Here is an 18,555-nt window from a genome sequence, read left to right as displayed (position 1 = left end):
TCCAAGGAGACTTCCATGGCAGCTGATTCCATCACCTTCATCGGCGGCGGCAACATGGCCCGCAGCCTGATCGCCGGCCTGATCCGCCAGGGCGTGCCTGCCGCGCACATCCACGTGGCCGAACCGGTGGCCGCACTGCGCGAGTCACTGGCGGTGGACTTCGGCGTGCAGGTGCACGACAACGCCGCCGATGCGGCCGCACAGGGCAATACCTGGCTGCTGGCGGTGAAGCCGCAGGTACTGCGCGATGTATGCCAGTCGCTGCAGGCGCTGGCACAGGCGAACCGACCGCTGGTGGTGTCGATTGCCGCCGGCATCACCAGCACGCAGCTTGAACGCTGGCTGGGCGGGAACCTGCCTGTGGTGCGCGCGATGCCGAACACACCGGCCCTGCTCGGCGCCGGCGTGACCGGCCTGTACGCCACCGCGTCGGTGGACGCGCAGCAGCACGCACGCGCTGAACAGGTGCTGGCCAGTGCCGGGCGCACGGTGTGGATCGACAGCGAGTCGCTGATGGATTCGGTCACCGCGGTCTCCGGCAGTGGGCCGGCCTATGTGTTCCTGCTGGCCGAAGCGATGGAAGCGGCGGGTATCGCACAGGGCCTGCCTGCAGAAGCGGCGCGCACGCTGGTGGTGCAGACCCTGCTGGGCGCCTCGCGCATGCTTGATGAGGCCGGTGAAAGCCCGGCCGAGCTCCGCCGTCGCGTGACCTCGCCGAACGGCACCACCCAGGCCGCGATCGAGAGCTTCCAGGCCGGTGGTTTCGAGGCGCTGGTGGACACCGCGCTGCGCGCCGCGCAGGTACGTGGGCAGGAACTGTCTGCGGCGAATGATTGATCCCGATGTGTGCCGACCAACGGTCGGCACCTACCATCATCCACGCATGGCGTGGATGTTCATTGCCCCAATGTGGCCATGACGAAATCGACGAAGCACTGCAACCGCGGGCGCGGCCGTCGATCCGGCAGGTAGATCAGATGCATGGGCCGCGGTTCGGGCAGGTAGTCGCGCAGCAGCGGCTTCAACCGCCCGGCCGCGATTTCGCCGGCCAGCAGCGCGGTCGGCTGCAGCACCAGCCCTGCGCCGGCCACGGCGGCCTCGCGCAACGCGACACCATCATTGCAGGTCAGGCGCGCTTCCCAGTCCACCTGTTCGCCGTTGGCCAGCTGCCAGCCATGGCCGCCGCGCCAGGCCAGGTGGCTCAGGCAATCATGCCCCTGCAGATCCGCGGGCGTGCGCGGCGTGCCGCGCCGGCGCAGGTAGGACGGTGCCGCACACAGGCTCATTGCATACGGCGGCAGCGGCCGCGCCACCACCTCCTGTGACGGCAGCGGCCCAACGCGGATTGCCACGTCGAAGCCATCCTCGATCAGGTCCACGCGGCGGTTGCTCAGGTCCAGTTCGATGTTCAACTGCGGCTGCGCGCGCAGCAGGCCGGCCAGTTGTGGCGCCAGCACACAACTGCCCCAGGTAGTTGGCGCGCTGACCCGCAGCAGTCCGCGGGGTTGTACCTGCAGGCCGGCCACGTCCGCCTCCGCCTGCTGCACCTGCTCCAGCACCTGCCGGCACCCGGCCAGGTAGGCGCTGCCGGCTTCGGTCAGGCGCTGGCGGCGGGTGTTCCGTTGCAGCAGCGCGGTACCCAGGTGCACCTCCAGTTGCTGGATGTACTTGCCGACCATCACCGCCGACACCTGCAGCTGTTCGGCAGCTCCTGCAAAGCTCCCGGACTCGGCCACGGCGACGAAGGCCTGCATGCAGCGAAGGGTATCCATTGCTAATCCAGAGTTAGGAATCTGCGAAGCATACGCCGCTTACCTAACCCCACTGTGAGGGCGCAGACTGCGCTCATTCCCCCTCTCGCAAGGAACGGCCATGAAGATCCTCCTCGTCGGTGCCAGCGGCACCCTCGGCCAAGCAGTCGCCCACCAGCTCGGCCAGCAGCATCAGATCCTCGCCGCCGGCCGCAACAGCGGTGAGCTGCGCGTCGACCTGACCGACGACGCCAGCGTTGCCGAACTGTTCGCGCGTACCGGCCCGGTCGATGCGGTGATCTCAACCGCTGGCAAGCTGCACTTCGGCCCGCTGCAGGAGATGACGCCCGAGCAGTTCAACCTCGGCCTGCAGGACAAGCTGCTGGGCCAGGTGCGACTGGCACTGGCCGCGCAGCACCACCTCAACGCCGGCGGTTCGATCACCCTGACCAGCGGCATCGTCAGCGCACAGCCGATCCGCGATGGCGTCAACGCCACCTCGGTGAATGCCGCACTGGAGGGCTTCGTGCGCGCCGCCGCGTTGGAGCTGCTGCCGCGTGGCCTGCGCATCAACGTGGTCAGCCCGAACGTGCTGATCGAATCGATGGCGGCTTACGGCCCCTATTTCCCAGGCTTCGAAGCGGTGAGCGCGCAGCGCGCGGCGCTGGCCTTCCAGCGCGCGGTGGAAGGCATCCAGAGCGGCGAGACGATCACGGTCTGGTAAGAAAAAAGGGGACGGAGGGGATTAAGTCGTTAATGCACAAACGACATAATCCCCTCCGTCCCCTTTTCGCGGATCACTCCCAGCGCATCGGGCCGTCGCCGCGTTCGCCGAGGACGTCTTCGGGGTTGGCCAGGCGGCAGCGCTGCAGCGACAGGCAGCCGCAGCCGATGCAGCCGGTCAGTTCATCGCGCAGCAGTTCCAGCATGTGGATGCGCTCCTCCAGCTCGGTGCGCCAGCGCGCGGACAGCTTGGCCCAGTCGGCCTTGGTCGGCGCGCGGCCCTCGGGCAGGCTTTCGAAGGCACGGCCGACAGCTTCCAGTGGCATGCCCACCCGTTGCGCGACGCGGATCACGGCCAACCGTCGCAGCACATCACGGCTGTAGCGCCGCTGGTTGCCCGAGGTGCGCAGGCTGCTGATCAGCCCCTTGCGCTCGTAGAAATGCAGCGCGGAAACCGCCACGCCACTGCGCTGGGAGACTTCGCCAACGCTGAGTTCCTGGGAAACCATTGCTTGACCTAAACTGCAGTTGAGGTGGCATGCTGCTATCTTCGCCGCCAGTTGACAAGCGCGGCCCGCATCTGACTCGTATGTCCCCCACTCTTTCGCCCGCCGACGCCCGTGCGCCGGCTGATACGTCGATCCTGTCTCCCCGCTATCGCGCCACCACCATCGGCATGGTGGCACTGGTGGCGCTGCATGCCTTCGAGGCCCTTGCGGTGGCGGCCGCCATGCCGACCGTGGCCGAGGCGCTGGATGGCCTGCGCCTGTATGCGCTGGCCTTTGGCGGCACCCTGGCCACCAGTGTCATCGGCATGACCCTGGCCGGACGCTGGGCCGACCGCCAGGGACCAGCTCGGCCGCTGTGGTATGGCCTGGGCTGCTTCGTGCTGGGCCTGCTGCTGGCCGGCTTCGCCATGCGCATGGGCATGCTGGTGGCCGGGCGCCTGCTACAGGGCCTGGGCGCAGGCGCGATCTCGGTCTCGCTGTACGTGATGGTTGGCCGCAGCTATCCCGAACACCTGCGCCCGAAGGTATTCGCCGCGTTCTCCGCCGGCTGGGTGGTGCCGTCGATGATCGGTCCCGCGCTGAGCGGGCTGATCGTGCAGCATCTCGGCTGGCGCTGGGTGTTCCTGGCCGTGCCACTGCTGGCGGTCCCGGCCGCGCTGCTGCTGCGCCCGGCGCTGGCGCGCATGCAACCGAGCGATGCAGGAAGCAGCGACGATGGTCGCGGCAACGTGGTGCGTTGGGCCAGCGGCGCCTCGCTGGCGGCGCTGCTGCTTTACTTCGGCGGCCAGCAGTAGGGCCTGCCTGCGCTGCTCTGCATCGGCGTGGCCATGCTTGCGCTGCTGTTCTGCGTGCACCGCCTGTTGCCAGCCGGCACGTTGCTGCTGCGCCGCGGATTGCCCAGCGTGATCGCGCTGCGCGGCGTCGCGGCGGCCGCATTCTTCGCCTGTGAGGCCTACCTGCCACTGCTGTTGCAGCGCGAACGCGGGCTCTCGCCCAGCTGGGCCGGTGCCGTGCTCAGTCTTGGTGCACTGGGCTGGTTCGCCGGTTCATGGCTGCAGGGCCACCAGCAGCGCGGCTGGTCACGCCAGCAGCTGCTGCGCGTTGGCACACCGCTGATGACGATCGGTATCGCCGCCACACTGGCCGTGCTGTTCAACGCAGTGCCGCTGCCGGTGGCCCTGGTCGGCTGGGCCATGACCGGCTTTGGCATGGGCATGATCTACGCCAGCCTGTCGGTGCTGACGCTGTCGTTGTCCGCACCGCACGAGCAGGGTGCCAACACCTCGGCACTGCAGCTGAGCGAGGCGCTGTCGGTGACCACCGCACTGGCGGTTTCCGGTGCACTGTTCGCGCTGTTCGTGCAAAGCGCACCCCACACCGGCTACGTGCTGTGCCTGGCGATCACCTTCGGCCTGGCGCTGCTGGCCACGGTGATCGCACGACGGGTGTAGCACCGCCGCATTGCGGGATTGCCGGCCAGCGGCCGGCACTACCGGCTGCCGGTCCCCATGTCATCGATATCCCGGTGCAGGATGCGCCTCACCTCCAGCACCGCCTGCGGGGTTTCCTGCACGCTGTGGCCGGAGATGATCACCTTCTCCGACAGCGCGCCCGGCAGATGTGCGCTCCAGTACGGCACCAGCCCATCATCGGATTTTTCCACCGGCAGCTCCGGCTTGCGCTGGGCGATGATCGAGTGGTACTTCAGGCCCGCCTCAATCGGCAGCTGTGCGGCGGCCTTCACGAACGGATCGCTGGCCTTGAGGTTGTCGATGCTGTTCGGGATCTTCGGCTTGGCGGTGCCATCGACCTGCTGCTCGGCCTGCGCCAGCGCCATGAACACGTCCTCGAACTTGCCGAGGATTGTCAGCGGCAGGCGTACCAGGCGACCAATCAGGCGACCGACCTTGTTGCCGGCAATGTCGGTGCCCTGGTGCGGCGCGGCGATGAAGATCGCACGCTCCACGTTCGGCTGTGCCTTGAAATGCAGCAGCGGACCCAGCTTGTTCTGCACCCGCTTCAGCCGTTCCCCCTTCAGGTCGTAGTTGGCCAGCAGGTCGTTCCACAGTACATCGCCGGAATCGCTCACCAGCAGGCGCGCCAGCACGCCGCCCATGCTGTGACCGATGTAGACCATGTCCTTCGACGCACGCGTGCTGCCGTTGGGATCGAAATGCTTCAGCGTGTCGTTGAATGCATTGGCGATCTCGTAGCGGTTCAGCGCGATCGGCGCATTGGTCGGGTAATAGACCTGCCACACCTGGAACTGCTGGCGCAGCTCGGGGTCACCCATGATCTCGTTGGCCAGGTTCACCCACGCTTCCGGGCTGCTGGCCAGGCCGTGCAGCATGAAGATGATGCGGCGGTTCGGGTCCCACGGCTGCATCAGGTAGATGTGCGGCTCGCCGATGCCCTCGCTCATGCCGAACAGGGTGCGCAGCGACTGCCGGGCGAAGCCACTCTGCGCCAGCCACAGGCCGTAGGCGGCAGTGAAGTTGCCGGCCAGCGGTACCTGCTCACCGTGCAGAGTGATGCGCTCGGTCGCTTCCGGCGAATAGGCATCCAGCTCGACCCGGCGCGTGCGCATCACGTCTTCCAGGCTGCTGCCCTCGAACCGCAGCAGTGCGGTGACGTTGATCGAGGACATCTCACTGAACTCGGGCACCGAATCGTCATGGCGGTGGCGGCGGCCACGACGCTCGTCGTCCTCGTCGTCCTGCGCGGTTTCAGCCTTCGGGCCGTCGGGCGCGATCACTGGCGCGACCAGTTTCGGCGGGTCCATCACCATCACCAGCTCGGCACCGAAACCATCGCGGCGATAGGTGCTGCGCAGGCCAACGAAGCTGACCGTTCCCGCTGGCACCAGCTGCGCCGGAATGCTCTTCAGACCCAGCTGCTGGTAGTTGGAGGCCAGCGACCAGCTACCGACCGTGAGCGGCTTCGTGTAGTCCTCGCCGGCCAGCGCAGCGGCACGTGCGCGCACGAACAACACCACCGCCGCCTTCTCGGCCGCGTAGTTGTAGTAGTCGCGCACCTGCGTCTGCCGGTCCTCGAAGGCCCGGTCGGACGGTGAGCGGCCACTGTAGAACAGGTAGGCATAGGCATAGCGCGCGGCTTCCAGCCAGGCATCCAATGCCGCATCGCTCATCGGCGGGTCGCCTGCGGCGGTCTTCTTCGGCGTCATCGCCAATGCAGCCTTCACCCACAGCTCGGACAGCGCCGACAGCCGCTGCTCGACATTGAGGTCGTCGGTCATCAGCAACGTGCTGCGGCAGACCAGGAAGTCCTTCTCGCACTGCGATTCGTCCAGGCCCGCTGCGCTGAGCGTTTCACGCGCGGCAGGGCTGAGCTTGCCAGTGTTGAGCACATCCGCGCGCTTGTTGACCAGTGAATCACTGGATTTGACCTGCTTGACGGTGACCATCGCGCAGCCGCTGCTGCCCAGCAGCAGGAAGGCGGCGAACAACACCGGCAGCAGGCGCTGCCAGCGGGTCAGAAAGAGTTGGGTCATTACTGCGGGTCCTGCTCGGTGCCGGGCACGCCCTGGCGGATCACGGTGGAGAAATGCTCGCCATCACCCAGGTCCAATGCGCGCTGGGTGATGCGGCCCTTGTCGTGCAGCTCGGCGTACGGCACGCCCGGCGTGAGTGCACCGACCTCCTGCGCGTACTCGGCCAGGTAACCGGACAGCAGCAGCCGATAGTCCAACGGCAGGCGCGGTGCGATGTGGCGGGCCAGGTCGAAGACGATGGTCGTGCAGTTGCTGGTCAGCGTGTTGTAGAAGCCCGGCTTGGCATCCAGTTCACGCGCCTGTTCGATGTACGCGGCGAACAGTTCCTTCAGCTGCGCGCGGTCCATGCCATGCAGGCGGTACAGGTAGACATCTTCGCCACGCGCGTTGGTGCGGGTGCGGATGATGTCGGTCTCCTCCGAAGCCACCAGGGTCATCTCGAACTTGCGGAAAAAGCCGCCCAGCGCGGAGAACGACTCACCGCGCTCCTTGCGGATCTCCAGCGAGAACACCACGTGGCGACCATCCTCGAAACCGAACGAGATCAGGGTGTGGGCGATCGCTGGGCCCATCCAGTACGACAGCACCAGGTCGGCCGAGCGCAGCTGGTCCAGGTCGTATTCGCGGCGCACCCAGTGCGCGTCGTAGTCGGTTTCGCTGCGCCAGCTGAAGTCGCGCACGTTGTCCAGCACCACGTGGCGCCCGTCGAAGGACACCACGTGCAGGCGCTGGGCCACGTCATCGGCCCACACGCGGTCCTGGCGCGGGGTCAGCAGCAGCCACCACAGGCCGGCCAGCGCCAGCGCCGCACCGAAGGCCGTGCCGAGGCGGCGCGAGGCACGTCCCCGCGCGACCCGCCAGGACGCCCACAGCGCCACCAGCAGCCACAGCACGGCCACGCCGGTGGCCAGCCAACCCGGCCCCGGCAGCTGGTAGGCCAGCAGCCCGCTCACCCACAGCGCCGCCAGCGCCATGGCACTCCCTGTCATCCAACGTCCTGCGGCGTTCACTGGCATCCTGTCGCGGTCTTGAAGCCGCATAGTTAGCCACAAGCGGGTTCACCGTGGCATCTACGGACCGTTCAGGCTGGGCGGCGCACCGTCGGCGGCGGCCTCTGCGGCCAGGTTCACTTCACAGGAGCAACGATGGGCATCACTTCCGTGGCCGGCGTTCCGGTCCAACCCCGGCACCGAGCCACCTGCCACTGCGGCACGGTCGAACTGCTGCTGGACCTGCCGGACGGTATTGTCGAACCCCGCCGCTGCGACTGCTCGATGTGCCGGCGCCGGGGGGCCATTGCCGCCAGCGTCAGCCGCGCGGGCCTGCAGGTGGTGCGCGGGCAGAACCACCTGCAGCTGTACCAGTTCAACACCCATGTGGCCGAGCACTATTTCTGTGGCGTGTGCGGCATCTACACCCATCACCGGCGCCGCTCCAACCCGGAACAGTACGGCTACAACGTGGCCTGCCTGGAAGGCATCGACCCGTTCGCGCTGGGTGTGATCCCGGTCAATGATGGGGTCAACCATCCCGCAGACCGCACCGGTTAGTGGCGCGTGCGCCGTGGCGGTGCGGCAACCTTCTGCCAGGGGGCCATGCCGCTGCGGCCTGCCCGCACCGGGCGCTTCAGCCAGGGCCGGCGGGGCGTCGCCTGCGGTTCGGTGGCGACCGGGGAAGGAACAGGTCTGCGGCCGGGCCAGAGATGATCGAGCAGCCACATGGCAGGTCTCCGTGGGGGACGGGGACGACCTACGCTAGCGGCACCTGGGCAAAGAACGGGTGAGGGCGCTGCGGCAGCCAGATGACAGCCGCGCCCCCCTCAGTCCTGCGGCCGTGACCGGCCCAGGCGGCGCACCAGCACGAAGAACAACGGCACCAGCACCACTGCCAGCACCGTGCCGGAGACCATGCCGCCGATCACGCTCATGCCGATTTCACGGCGGCTGACTGCGCCCGCGCCGGTGGCCAACGCCAACGGGATCACACCGGCCACGAAAGCCAACGACGTCATCACGATCGGGCGCAGGCGCAGGCGTGCGCCCTGCAGGGCCGCTTCCACCGCTGAACTGCCGGCACGATAGCGGGCCTCGGCAAACTCCACGATCAGGATCGCGTTCTTGGCCGACAGGCCGATGGTCGTCAGCAGACCCACCTGGAAGTAGATGTCGTTGACGAACCCGGCCGCGGTAGTCGCCAGCACCGTACCAATCACGCCCAATGGGATCACCAGCACCACTGCCACCGGCACCGTCCAGCTCTCATAGAGCGCTGCCAGGCACAGGAAGATGAAGGCAATGGAGGCGATGTACAGCCACAACGTCTGGTTGCTGGCCAGTTGTTCCTGGTAGGACAGGCCACTCCACTGCAGGTCGAACCCGGGTTGATCGGCAACCAGCGCCTGCATGCGCTGCATCGCCTCGCCCGAGCTGCGGCCTTCGGCGGCGCTGCCCTGGATCTGCATCGCCGGCAGGCCATTGAAGCGCTGCTGCAGCTGCGGCCCGCGTGCCCAGTGGCTGCTGGCGAAACTGGCGAACGACGCCATCTGGCCGTTGCCACCGCGCACATACCACTGGCCGATGTCGTCGGGCACGCTGCGGTAGGGCTGGTCGCCCTGCATGTAGACCCGCTTGACCCGGCCACGGTCGAGGAAATCGTTGATGTAGCTGCCGCCCCAGGCCGCGGACAACGTTGAATTGATGTCGGCCTGGGCCAGGCCCAGTGCGCTGGCCTGGGCATGGTCGATGTCCAGCCGCAGCTCGGCCTTGTCGCCCAGACCGTTCAGGCGCACCGAGGTGAGCCCGTCGTCTTCGCCGGCCGTGCGCACCACCTGTTCCTGCGCCGCCTGCAGGGCCACGCGCCCGGCCGCACTGGTGTCCTGCAGCCACAGTTCGAAACCACTGGACTGGCCCAGTCCACGCACCGCCGGCGGTGCCAGTACATTGACCTTGGCATCCGGCAAGCGGCGGAAGTAGGCATTGGCACGCGTGATGATCGCCGCGGCGGTGTTGTCGCCCGTGCGCTCATCCCAGGGCTTCAGGGCGAGGAAGCCCTGCCCGGCGTTCTGGCCGGTGCCGGCATTGTTGCGGCCGACCACCACGAACACCACATCCAGGTTCTGCTTCTCGTGCTCCATGAAGTAGCGGCTGATCTGCTCGCCCAATGCTTCGGTACGCGCCATCGGCGTGCCTTCCGGCGTGGAGAACTGGAAGGTGACCTGGCCCTGGTCTTCCACCGGCAGGAAGCCGGTGGGCATGCGCGCGTACAGCGCGACCATGGCGACCACCAGCAGCAGGTAGAACGCCATCCAACGCCGCGGCCGGGAGACGACGCCGCCGAGTCTGCCCTGGTAGGCCAACTGGCTGCGCTCGACGCCCCGGTTGAACGCCCGGAAGAAGCGGCCCTGCGGTTTCTGCGCCGAAGACGGCTTGAGCAGGGTCGCGCACAGCGCCGGGGTCAGCGTCAGCGCCACCAGCGCTGACAATGCCATGGCTGATGCAATCGTGATCGAGAACTGCCGGTAGATGATGCCGGTGGAACCACCGAACAGCGCCATCGGCAGGAACACCGCGCCCAGCACCACGGTGATGCCGATCAACGCGCCGGTGATCTCGCCCATCGATTTTTCGGTCGCTTCGCGCGGCGGCATATGCTCGTCGTGGATGATGCGCTCCACGTTCTCCACCACCACGATCGCATCGTCGACCAGCAGGCCGATCGCCAGCACCATCGCGAACAGGGTCAGTGTGTTGATGGTGAATCCGGCAACGGCCAGCACGCCGAAGGTGCCCAGCAGCACCACAGGCACCGTGATCGCCGGAATCAGCGTGGCGCGCAGGTTCTGCAGGAACAGGAACATCACCACCACGACCAGAACGATGGCTTCGATGAGGGTATGGATGACCCCCTCGATCGAGACCCGCACGAACGGCGTGCTGTCACGCGGATAGGCCACCTGCAACCCCGGCGGGAAAGTCGGTCGCAGCCGTTCGATCTCCGCGCGGACCGCGTCGGCGGTGGCCAATGCGTTGGCGCCGGAGGCCAGGGTGACCGAGAAGCCGGCCGCCGGATAACCGTTGAGATAGCTGCTGGTCTGGTAGTTCTCCGCGCCAATCTCGACCCGCGCGACGTCGCCCAGCAACACCGCCGCGCCATTGGGCAGGGTACGCAGGATGATCGCGCGGAACTGCTCGGGGGTCTGCAGGCGCGACTGCGCGGTGACCGTGGCGTTGAGGCTCTGCGTCGGGCTGGACGGCATCGCGCCCAGCTCACCCGCCGTCACCTGGGTGTTCTGCGCCTGGATCGCAGCGCGCACGTCCGACGGCATCAGGTCATAGGCGCGCAGCTTGTGCGGGTCCAGCCACACGCGCATTGCGTAAGCCGAGCCGAACACGTTGATCTCGCCAACGCCGGGAATACGGCTGATCGGGTCCTGCACGTTGCTGACCAGGAAATCGGAAACATCCACACGTTCCATGCGCCGGCTGGTGTCGTACAGCGAGACCACCATCAGCGAATCGCCCTGCGACTTGGCGACCGTCACGCCCTGCTGCTGCACTTCCTGCGGCAGCCGGTTGATGGCCTGGTTGACGCTGTTCTGCACCTGCACCTGGGCGATATCCGGGTTGGCGCTCTGGTCGAAGGTGACCGTGATGCGCGCCTGCCCGGACGAGGAACTGGTGGACGAGAAATACAGCAGGTGGTCGATGCCCTTGATCTGCTGCTCGATCACCTGGGTGACGCTGTCTTCCACCGTCTGCGCCGAGGCACCGGTGTAGTTGGCGGTGATGTTGACCTGCGGCGGCGCGATGTCCGGGTACTGCTCCACCGGCAGCTGGGTCACCGCGATGGTGCCGAAGGCCATGATGCAGATCGCCAGGACCCAGGCGAATACCGGGCGATGGATGAAGAAGCGCGGCAGCATCTGCTCAGTCCTTCCCGGCCGGTGCCGGTGCCGGCTTCACCCGCACCGTCATGCCATCGGCCAGGCCCTGCGCGCCGGCCACCACCACCTGCTCGCCGGCGGCCAGGCCATCAAGGACCAGCCACTGGTCGCCCACCGCACGCGCGGTGCGGAACAGGCGCAGCCGGGCCTTGCCGTCCTTGTCCACCAGCCACGCCTGTGCCTCGCCCTTGGGGCTGCGGTCGACCGCCGCCTGTGGCACCAGCAGCGCCTGCTGGCGGGTTCCCTGCCCCACCAGCGCGCGCACGTACATGCCTGGCAGCAGCTGCCCATCCGGGTTGGGGAAACGCGCCCGCAGGGTGATGCTGCCGGTCTCCTGCTGCACGTCCACGTCGGCGAATTCCAGCGTGCCGGGCAGCGGGTAGTCGGTGCCATCGGACAGGCGCAGCCGCACCGGTGCTGTATCGGCCTGCACGCCACCGTCGGCGATGGCGCGGCGCAGTGCCAGGTACTCATTGCTGGACTGGGTGATGTCCACGTTCATCGGGTCCATCTGCTGCACCCGTGCCAGTGGATCGGCCTGGCCCGAGGTGACCAGCGCCCCCGGCGTGAACAGCGCGCGGCCGATGCGCCCGGCAATCGGCGAGGTCACCGTGGCGAACCCCAGCCGTGTGCTGGCCGTGTCACGCGCGGCCTGTGCGGCCTGCGCCGCGGCGGCAGCCTGCTGGTCGCTGGCGATCGCATCGTCCACGTCCTGGCGCGCGGCCAGCTGGTCCTTGCCCAACGCCTGCATGCGCTGCGCCCGCAGGCGCGCGGTCACCGCAGCGGCCTCGGCGGTCTTCAGGTTGGCCTGCGCCTCGTTCAGCGCAGCCTGGTACAGCGCGGGCTCGATCTGGAACAGTGGCTGCCCGGCCTTCACCCGCTGGCCCTGCTCGAACAACCGCTTCACCAGCACGCCATCCACCTGCGGACGCACATCCGATTCCTGCGAGGCAACGCTGCGCCCAGGCAGTTCCTGCTGCAGTGCCAGCGGCTGGCTGCGCAGGGTCAGCACCGTCACCTCAGGCGTCGTCGCGCCGGGCTTGGGCGCGTCCTTGCCGCAGGCGCTGAGCAGGCCGGCCAGGGCGAGCGCCAGCAGCGGCAGGCCCGCGGTTCGCGGCAGCCGCCAGGCACGGTACGGACGGGAGGGGTTCGGAAGGATCATCGGCTGCAGGTTCCACGCGTGGGGGAGCGTTCGGCGCCGAATATAGAAGACGTGGCGGCACGATCCTGCTAAATGGCGCATGAAACATTTTTCATTTGCAGTCGCTGCCCACGATTGCGAGGATGCCCCTGTCCCACTCTGCACACTGGCCCATGCCGCGCGTACTCACCATCGAGGACGATCTTGTCACCGCCGAGGAGATCGCCACCGAACTGCGCAGCCACGGCTTCGACGTGGACCTGGCCAGCGACGGCAGCAACGGCCTGGCGCTGGCACGTGCAGGCGACTACGCGGTGATCACCCTGGACCGCATGCTGCCCGGCATCGACGGGCTGGCCCTGGTCACCACCTTGCGCCGCGAAGGCATCACCACGCCGGTGCTGATGATCAGCGCACTGTCGGACGTGGATGAACGCGTGCGTGGCCTGCGCGCCGGTGGCGACGACTACCTGACCAAGCCCTTCGCCTCCGATGAGATGGCCGCACGCGTGGAAGTGCTGATCCGGCGCCAGGGCCCGACTGGCGCCATCGACAACGTGCTGCGTGCCGGCGACCTGGAACTGGACCTGATGACCCGTTCGGCGCGACGCGGCGGGCATGAAATCGCGCTGTTGCCGACCGAGTTCAAGCTGCTCGAATTCCTGGTCCGCAACGCCGGCCAGGTGGTCACCCGCAGCATGCTGTTCCAGGAAGTCTGGGGCTACCACTTCGATCCGGGCACCAACCTGATCGACGTGCATATCGGTCGCGTGCGCAAACGCATCGAACAACCCGGCCGACCGCAGCCGATCATGACCGTCCGTGGAACCGGCTATGTCTTCGACGCGCAATCCTGACCACTGGCGCTCTTCCAGCAGCAGACTGCTGGGCCTGTACTGCATCCTGTTCGTGGCGTGGTCGAGCCTGCTGCTGGGCGTGATGTACTGGCGCATCTCGGATTACCTCAGTGACCTGACCGAATCAGGCCTGCAGCAGCGCGCGCACCTGTTCATGAGCTTCGACGGCCCGGCACTGGATGAAGCATTGCGCGACAGCCAGCGCTTCGATCTGCACCAGGTCTATACCTATGGGTTGTTCGACAAAGCCGGCATGCCGATGGCGGGTCCGCTGACAGCGATCCCCGAGGGACTGCCGCTGGATGGCAACTCGCATGCGGTGGACGGTTGGACGCTGGCCGATGGCCGCCACGACAACGGCGGCAGTGCGCTCGGCGTGGTGACCCGCGATGGCCGCACGCTGGTATTCGTGCGCCAGAACGGCAAGCTCATGGCGGTCAACAGCATCATCCTTGATGCACTGCTGTGGGGCGTGTCGCTGACCGTCATTCCCGGCCTGGTGGGCTGGCATCTGCTGCGCCGGCGCCCGTTGAAACGGATCCAGCAGATCGAAGCGGCCACCAACCGCATTGTTGCCGGCGACCTCGGCCAGCGCCTGCCGGTCTCCAGCCGTCGCGACGAGATCGATCGGCTGTCGAGCATCGTCAATGCCATGCTGGAACGCATCGAACAGCTGATGACCGAGGTCAAAGGCGTGTGCGACAGCATCGCCCACGATCTGCGCACGCCCCTGACCCGCCTGCGCGCGCATCTGTACCGCATGCGCGTGGGCCTGGACGAACGGGACCCGCATGCCGATCCACTGGACAAGGCGCTGGCCGAGACTGACATGCTGATGGCGCGCTTCGCCGCGCTGCTGCGGGTGTCGGAACTGGAGAGCCACCAGCGACGTTCAGCCTTCGACGCGGTCGACGTCACCGAGCTGCTGCAGGAACTGCACCAGTTCTACCTGCCGCTGGCCGAAGAGAAGCAGCAGTTGCTGGAGCTGCAGGTGGACCCGAAGGTGGGCCCGCTGCGTGGCGACCGCGAGCTGCTGTTCGAAGCGCTGGCCAACCTGCTGTCCAATGCCCTGCAGTTCACCCCTGCACACGGCCGCATCCTGCTGCGTGCGGTCGATGATCACGGCGCCCCGAGGATCGATGTGATCGACAACGGGCCGGGCATTCCGCCACAGGACCGCACGCTGATCTACCAGCGCTTCTTCCGTGGCAGCAGCAGCGCCGGCCAGGGGCCTGGATTCGGCCTGGGCCTGTCGATCGTGGCCGCCATTGCCGGCCTGCACGGCTTCCGTGTCCGCGCCGGCAGCGCCCCCGGTGGCGGCGCCTGGATGAGCATCCGCGGCGCAACGGACGGCCTGCCCTGACGCCGGGCCAGGGCGCCCCAATCGCACTTGGGAATCATTTGTATTTGAGGGCGGGCATCCGGATAATCCGCCGTCACCGCCCTTCCCGGATCACTCCCGATGCCCGCTCTGCCGTCGCGTCCGCTGCTGTACACGCTCGCCCTGCCCACCCTGCTGGCCTCGGCCATCGCCCAGGCCCAGGACACCCCGGCGGCGCGCACCCTGGACAAGGTAACGGTGATGGCCGAGCGGGCCAGCACCGCGACCAAGACCGACACCGCCCTGACCGAGACGCCGCAGGCGATCAGCGTGGTCACCCAGCAGCTGTTCACCGATCGCGGCGCGCACAACCTGCAGGAAGTGCTGCGCTACAGCGCTGGCGTCACCGCCGATGCCTGGGGCCTGGATACCCGCAACGATGCGACCTCGGTGCGCGGCCTGGACCCGGTGCAGTACCAGGATGGCCTGCGCCGCAGCTACGGTTTCAGCCCCCTCGCCCGCCCGGAAATCTATGGCCTGGAGCGGGTGGAAGTGCTGCGCGGCCCTTCTTCGGTGCTGTACGGTGCCGGCGCCACCGGCGGCATCATCAATGCAATGAGCAAGCGCCCGACCTTCGGCGCCCTCAACGGCGAGGTCGGCGTGCAGCTCGGCAGTTTCGACCGCAGGCAGCTGCAGGGTGACATCGGCGGCGCATTGAACGATGCCGGTACGCTTGCCGGCCGCTTCGTCGGGCTGCTGCGTGAATCGAACATGCAGACCGATGTATTGAAGGATGACCGCGTCTATCTGGCACCGTCGATCAGCTGGCGCGGTGAACGCAGCACCTTGACCCTGCTGGCCAGCTATCAGCATGACAAGACCGGCTCCAGCCAGCAGTTCCTGCCGCTGGCCGCGACCCTGCTTGCACCGCCCGGACGCCGCCTCGACCCGTCCACCTTCATCGGCGATCCCGGTTTCGACCGCATCGACTCGCGCGTCTACAGCCTGACCGCGCTGTTCGACCACAGCTTCAACGACACGCTCAGCCTGCGCTCGGCAGTGCGTTACATCGATGGCAGGACCACCCTGCAGCAGATGTACGTGGACAGCTACAGCAATCCGGCCGATCCCTTCATCGACGCCGATCGGCGCGTGGTCAACCGCACGGCCTATGGCACCCGCCCCGACGTGCAGATCTTCAGCGCCGACAATGCGCTGCAGTTCGACTTCGCCACCGGTGCCTTCCAGCATCTGCTGCTGGCCGGCGTGGACTACAGCCGATACAAGGAGCAGCTGCAGCGGCTGGACGCCACCGGCACGCCGATCGACATCTACACCCCCGTATCGGTCGCACCGATCGTGCGTGGCTGGGATCGTCAGCCGGACCAGACCTCCTCCCAGCTGGGTGTCTATGTGCAGGACCAGATCCGCTGGGCCAACCGCATCTCGCTGGTGCTGGGCGCGCGCCGCGACCATGCACGCTCGAAGACCGAAGGCCAGCCCAGCCAGACCGACAATGCCACCACCTACCGCGCCGGGCTGATCGGCGAACTGGGTGCGGGCGTTTCGCCCTACCTGAGCTACAGCGAATCGTTCCTGCCGGTATCCGGCCAGGACCTGTTCGGCAGCGCCTTCAAGCCGATGCGCGGCCGCCAGTCCGAGGCCGGCATCAAGTGGCAACCGGCGCGCAACCTGCTGCTGACGCTGGCGGCGTACCGCATCACCGAAACCAATCGGCAGACCAACGACCCGGACAACGTATTGAACGTGGTGCAGACCGGCCAGATCCGCTCCAAGGGCGTGGAGCTGGAAGGGCAGTTCCAGTTCGCCAACGACCTGACGGTCACCGCTGCCGTTGCGCGCAACGAGGCCGAGGTCAGCCGCAGCAACTTCGCACTCGAAGTGGGCCAGCGCCTGAACGACACCCCGCAGGACCTGGCCTCGGCCTGGGTGTCGAAGGGCTTCCAGCTGGATGATGCCGCACGCCTGCGCCTGGGCCTGGGCGTGCGCCATGTCGGCAATACGGTGTCGCTGGGCAATGGCGGGCGCATCGTCGCGCCCAGCTACACGCTGGCCGATGCATTGCTGGAAGTGCAGGTGACCGACTGGACGATGGCATTGAACATCACCAACCTCACCGGCAAGCGCTACTACGCGCCGTGCCGCACCTTTGGCGACTGCTTCGCCGGCTACCCGCGCGTGGTGACCGGCACCATCAGCTATCGGTTCTGATCACGGCCAACGCTGGCCGCCGCAGCAGCAGGTGCAACAGCACAGCGCATGCGGCAGTCAGCAGCGCCAGGACACGCAGCAGTATCGCCAGCGCCTCGGCACTGGCCTGCTGCAGCTGTGCGCCGCTCATCGCCGGAAGCAGTGCCTGCGCCTGTGCCTGCGCCCCCGTGGCCAGATAGGCACCGGCACGCGCCAGCGATGCAGGCGATGCTCCCTGCAGCTGGTAGCCGATCAGCAGCGCAAGCAAGGCCGTGACTGCGGCCAATGCGATGCCTTCACCGGCCACCCGCACGGTTCCGAAGATGCCGGCGGCCATGCCCGCACGCTGCACCGGCACCACGCTGACCGACAGCCCATCCATCAAGCCCCACGGCAAGGCCGTTCCAGCGCCGATCAGCATCAGCAACGGCACCCACTGCGACGGCGACGGATGCGATGCGTGGCGCGATAAAAGGTACAACCCAGAGGCACAGACCAGCAGGCCCAGCGTACACAGCCGCGTACTTCCAACGCGTTCCGCCCAGCGCGCGGCCAGCATCGGCAGCACCAGCATCGGCGCGGACAAGGCCAGCATCTGCAGCCCGACCAATGTCGCGCTCTGTGCATGCACGCCCAGCAGCTGCAGAGGCAGCACCACCAGCAGCACCACGTAGCCGAAGCAGGTTGCGACCGGCAGCAGCTGGACACCGAGGAACGCCGGTTGCGAGAACAGCGAGAGGTCCAGCAACGGTGAGCGGTGCAGCCGTTCGATGCAGACGAATACCCCGCCCAGCATCAGCGTCGCCAATAGCGCCAGCTGCACGCGCACGGCATGCAGGCCGAACTCACCCAGCCACAGCAGGGCCAGGGTCAACGCCGCCAGCATCAGGCTGAAGCCCAGCATGCCGCCGACATCCAGCCGCCCGCGTTCACCATGGCTTTCGGGCAACACGCGCGCGCCCACTGCGAAGGCCGCCAGCGTCAGTACACCGCCTGCGGCGAACACACTGCGCCATCCCAACGCCTGCAGCAGCAGACCCGCGAGCAGCGGCCCCAGCGCCAGCCCCGCACCGAATGTGGTGCCCAGCAGCGCGAACACACGGGCACGCACCGGGCCCTGCCAGGCATGCGCCAGCGCAGCGGTGCCGGACGCCAGCGCCGCTGCAGCGGCAACGCCCTGCAGCCCGCGCGCCAGATCCAGCCACAGCAGCGTGGGCGCAAGGCAGACGACGGCAGTGGCGATGCTGAAGCCCGCCGTACCCAGCAGGAACAGCCGCCGCCGACCATAACGATCGGCCAGGCCACCGGCAGCGAGCAACAGGCTTCCGAAGGTGAGCATGAAGGCGTTGGTCACCCAGGCCAGCGCAGTCGGCGACGACGCCGCGGAACGGGCCAGCGCCGGCACCGCGACGGCACCGGCCGAGAAGGACAAGGGCAGCGCCAGTGCAGCCAGGCAGACGGCAAGCAGGGCCCACCGCTGCTGCGTGTGGGAAGGTACGGAGAGCATCGAAACCGGGGCCATGTGGGCCTCCATCCATCAGGGGCATTGATGATGGACAGGCCGCTATTCCAGAAAAACAGGCTCGATG

At 67.5% G+C, this 18,555-nt stretch carries 13 protein-coding genes and 1 pseudogene; 7 read left to right on the top strand and 7 right to left on the bottom strand.

Features of this window, described 5'->3' with window-relative positions; translation table 11 throughout:
• Positions 1 to 15 precede the first annotated feature (15 nt).
• Positions 16 to 837, top strand: a complete 822-nt coding sequence (gene proC, locus ACZLIB_RS05295) for a pyrroline-5-carboxylate reductase (protein WP_478469294.1) — start codon at positions 16 to 18, stop codon at positions 835 to 837.
• 59 nt (positions 838 to 896) lie between these two features.
• Here the strand turns inward: proC and ACZLIB_RS05290 are convergent, their stop codons facing one another.
• The gene (locus tag ACZLIB_RS05290; protein WP_478469293.1) at positions 897 to 1,772 is read right to left on the bottom strand and encodes a LysR family transcriptional regulator; all 876 of its coding nucleotides are present in this window, start codon (positions 1,770 to 1,772) and stop codon (positions 897 to 899) included.
• 100 nt (positions 1,773 to 1,872) lie between these two features.
• Here ACZLIB_RS05290 and ACZLIB_RS05285 point away from each other — a divergent pair, with 100 nt between their 5' ends.
• Positions 1,873 to 2,475, top strand: a complete 603-nt coding sequence (locus ACZLIB_RS05285; protein WP_094002029.1) for a short chain dehydrogenase — start codon at positions 1,873 to 1,875, stop codon at positions 2,473 to 2,475.
• 73 nt (positions 2,476 to 2,548) lie between these two features.
• Here ACZLIB_RS05285 and soxR read toward each other — a convergent pair whose 3' ends face one another.
• A complete protein-coding gene (soxR, locus tag ACZLIB_RS05280; protein ID WP_032127734.1) occupies positions 2,549 to 2,983 on the bottom strand; it encodes a redox-sensitive transcriptional activator SoxR in 435 nt (144 codons plus the stop codon).
• 29 nt (positions 2,984 to 3,012) lie between these two features.
• On the opposite strand from soxR, the pseudogene ACZLIB_RS05275 reads away from it, so the two are divergent.
• Positions 3,013 to 4,434 (top strand): annotated as a pseudogene (locus ACZLIB_RS05275) (MFS transporter).
• A gap of 38 nt (positions 4,435 to 4,472) precedes the next feature.
• Here the strand turns inward: ACZLIB_RS05275 and ACZLIB_RS05270 are convergent.
• The gene (locus ACZLIB_RS05270; RefSeq protein ID WP_032127736.1) at positions 4,473 to 6,494 is read right to left on the bottom strand and encodes an esterase/lipase family protein; all 2,022 of its coding nucleotides are present in this window, start codon (positions 6,492 to 6,494) and stop codon (positions 4,473 to 4,475) included.
• Positions 6,494 to 7,468, bottom strand: a complete 975-nt coding sequence (locus ACZLIB_RS05265; RefSeq protein ID WP_197616535.1) for a lipoprotein N-acyltransferase Lnb domain-containing protein — start codon at positions 7,466 to 7,468, stop codon at positions 6,494 to 6,496. The genes ACZLIB_RS05270 and ACZLIB_RS05265 overlap by 1 nt, the downstream gene beginning before the upstream one ends.
• 171 nt (positions 7,469 to 7,639) lie before the next feature.
• Between ACZLIB_RS05265 and ACZLIB_RS05260 the strand changes: the two genes are divergently transcribed.
• Positions 7,640 to 8,044, top strand: coding sequence for a GFA family protein (locus ACZLIB_RS05260; protein ID WP_012510263.1), 405 nt, complete (start codon positions 7,640 to 7,642; stop codon positions 8,042 to 8,044).
• Between the two features lie 269 nt (positions 8,045 to 8,313).
• Here ACZLIB_RS05260 and ACZLIB_RS05255 read toward each other — a convergent pair whose 3' ends face one another.
• The gene (locus ACZLIB_RS05255; RefSeq protein WP_478469292.1) at positions 8,314 to 11,415 is read right to left on the bottom strand and encodes an efflux RND transporter permease subunit; all 3,102 of its coding nucleotides are present in this window, start codon (positions 11,413 to 11,415) and stop codon (positions 8,314 to 8,316) included.
• A gap of 4 nt (positions 11,416 to 11,419) precedes the next feature.
• Positions 11,420 to 12,598 (bottom strand): efflux RND transporter periplasmic adaptor subunit, encoded by a 1,179-nt coding sequence (locus tag ACZLIB_RS05250; RefSeq protein WP_478469290.1) that lies wholly within the window; start codon positions 12,596 to 12,598, stop codon positions 11,420 to 11,422.
• A 152-nt stretch (positions 12,599 to 12,750) separates the two neighbouring features.
• Here ACZLIB_RS05250 and ACZLIB_RS05245 point away from each other — a divergent pair, with 152 nt between their 5' ends.
• From ACZLIB_RS05245 to ACZLIB_RS05235, 3 genes are all read left to right on the top strand, one after another.
• Positions 12,751 to 13,434: a response regulator transcription factor gene (locus tag ACZLIB_RS05245; RefSeq protein ID WP_032969121.1), complete on the top strand. Its 684-nt coding sequence runs from the start codon at positions 12,751 to 12,753 to the stop codon at positions 13,432 to 13,434.
• Positions 13,412 to 14,797 carry a sensor histidine kinase gene (locus ACZLIB_RS05240; protein ID WP_049400664.1) on the top strand — a complete coding sequence of 462 codons (1,386 nt, stop codon included), beginning with the start codon at positions 13,412 to 13,414 and terminating at the stop codon, positions 14,795 to 14,797. Before ACZLIB_RS05245 ends, ACZLIB_RS05240 begins: the two co-directional genes overlap by 23 nt.
• 99 nt (positions 14,798 to 14,896) lie before the next feature.
• Positions 14,897 to 16,987: a TonB-dependent siderophore receptor gene (locus ACZLIB_RS05235; RefSeq protein ID WP_478469288.1), complete on the top strand. Its 2,091-nt coding sequence runs from the start codon at positions 14,897 to 14,899 to the stop codon at positions 16,985 to 16,987.
• Here ACZLIB_RS05235 and ACZLIB_RS05230 read toward each other — a convergent pair.
• The gene (locus ACZLIB_RS05230; RefSeq protein WP_478469286.1) at positions 16,971 to 18,488 is read right to left on the bottom strand and encodes an MFS transporter; all 1,518 of its coding nucleotides are present in this window, start codon (positions 18,486 to 18,488) and stop codon (positions 16,971 to 16,973) included. The genes ACZLIB_RS05235 and ACZLIB_RS05230 overlap by 17 nt on opposite strands.
• Positions 18,489 to 18,555 lie beyond the last annotated feature (67 nt).

This window comes from Stenotrophomonas sp. 220_Sma, from assembly GCF_056487375.1.
The sequence above is the reverse complement of the archived record's forward strand: the minus strand, read 5'-3'. Positions and strand labels throughout refer to the sequence as shown.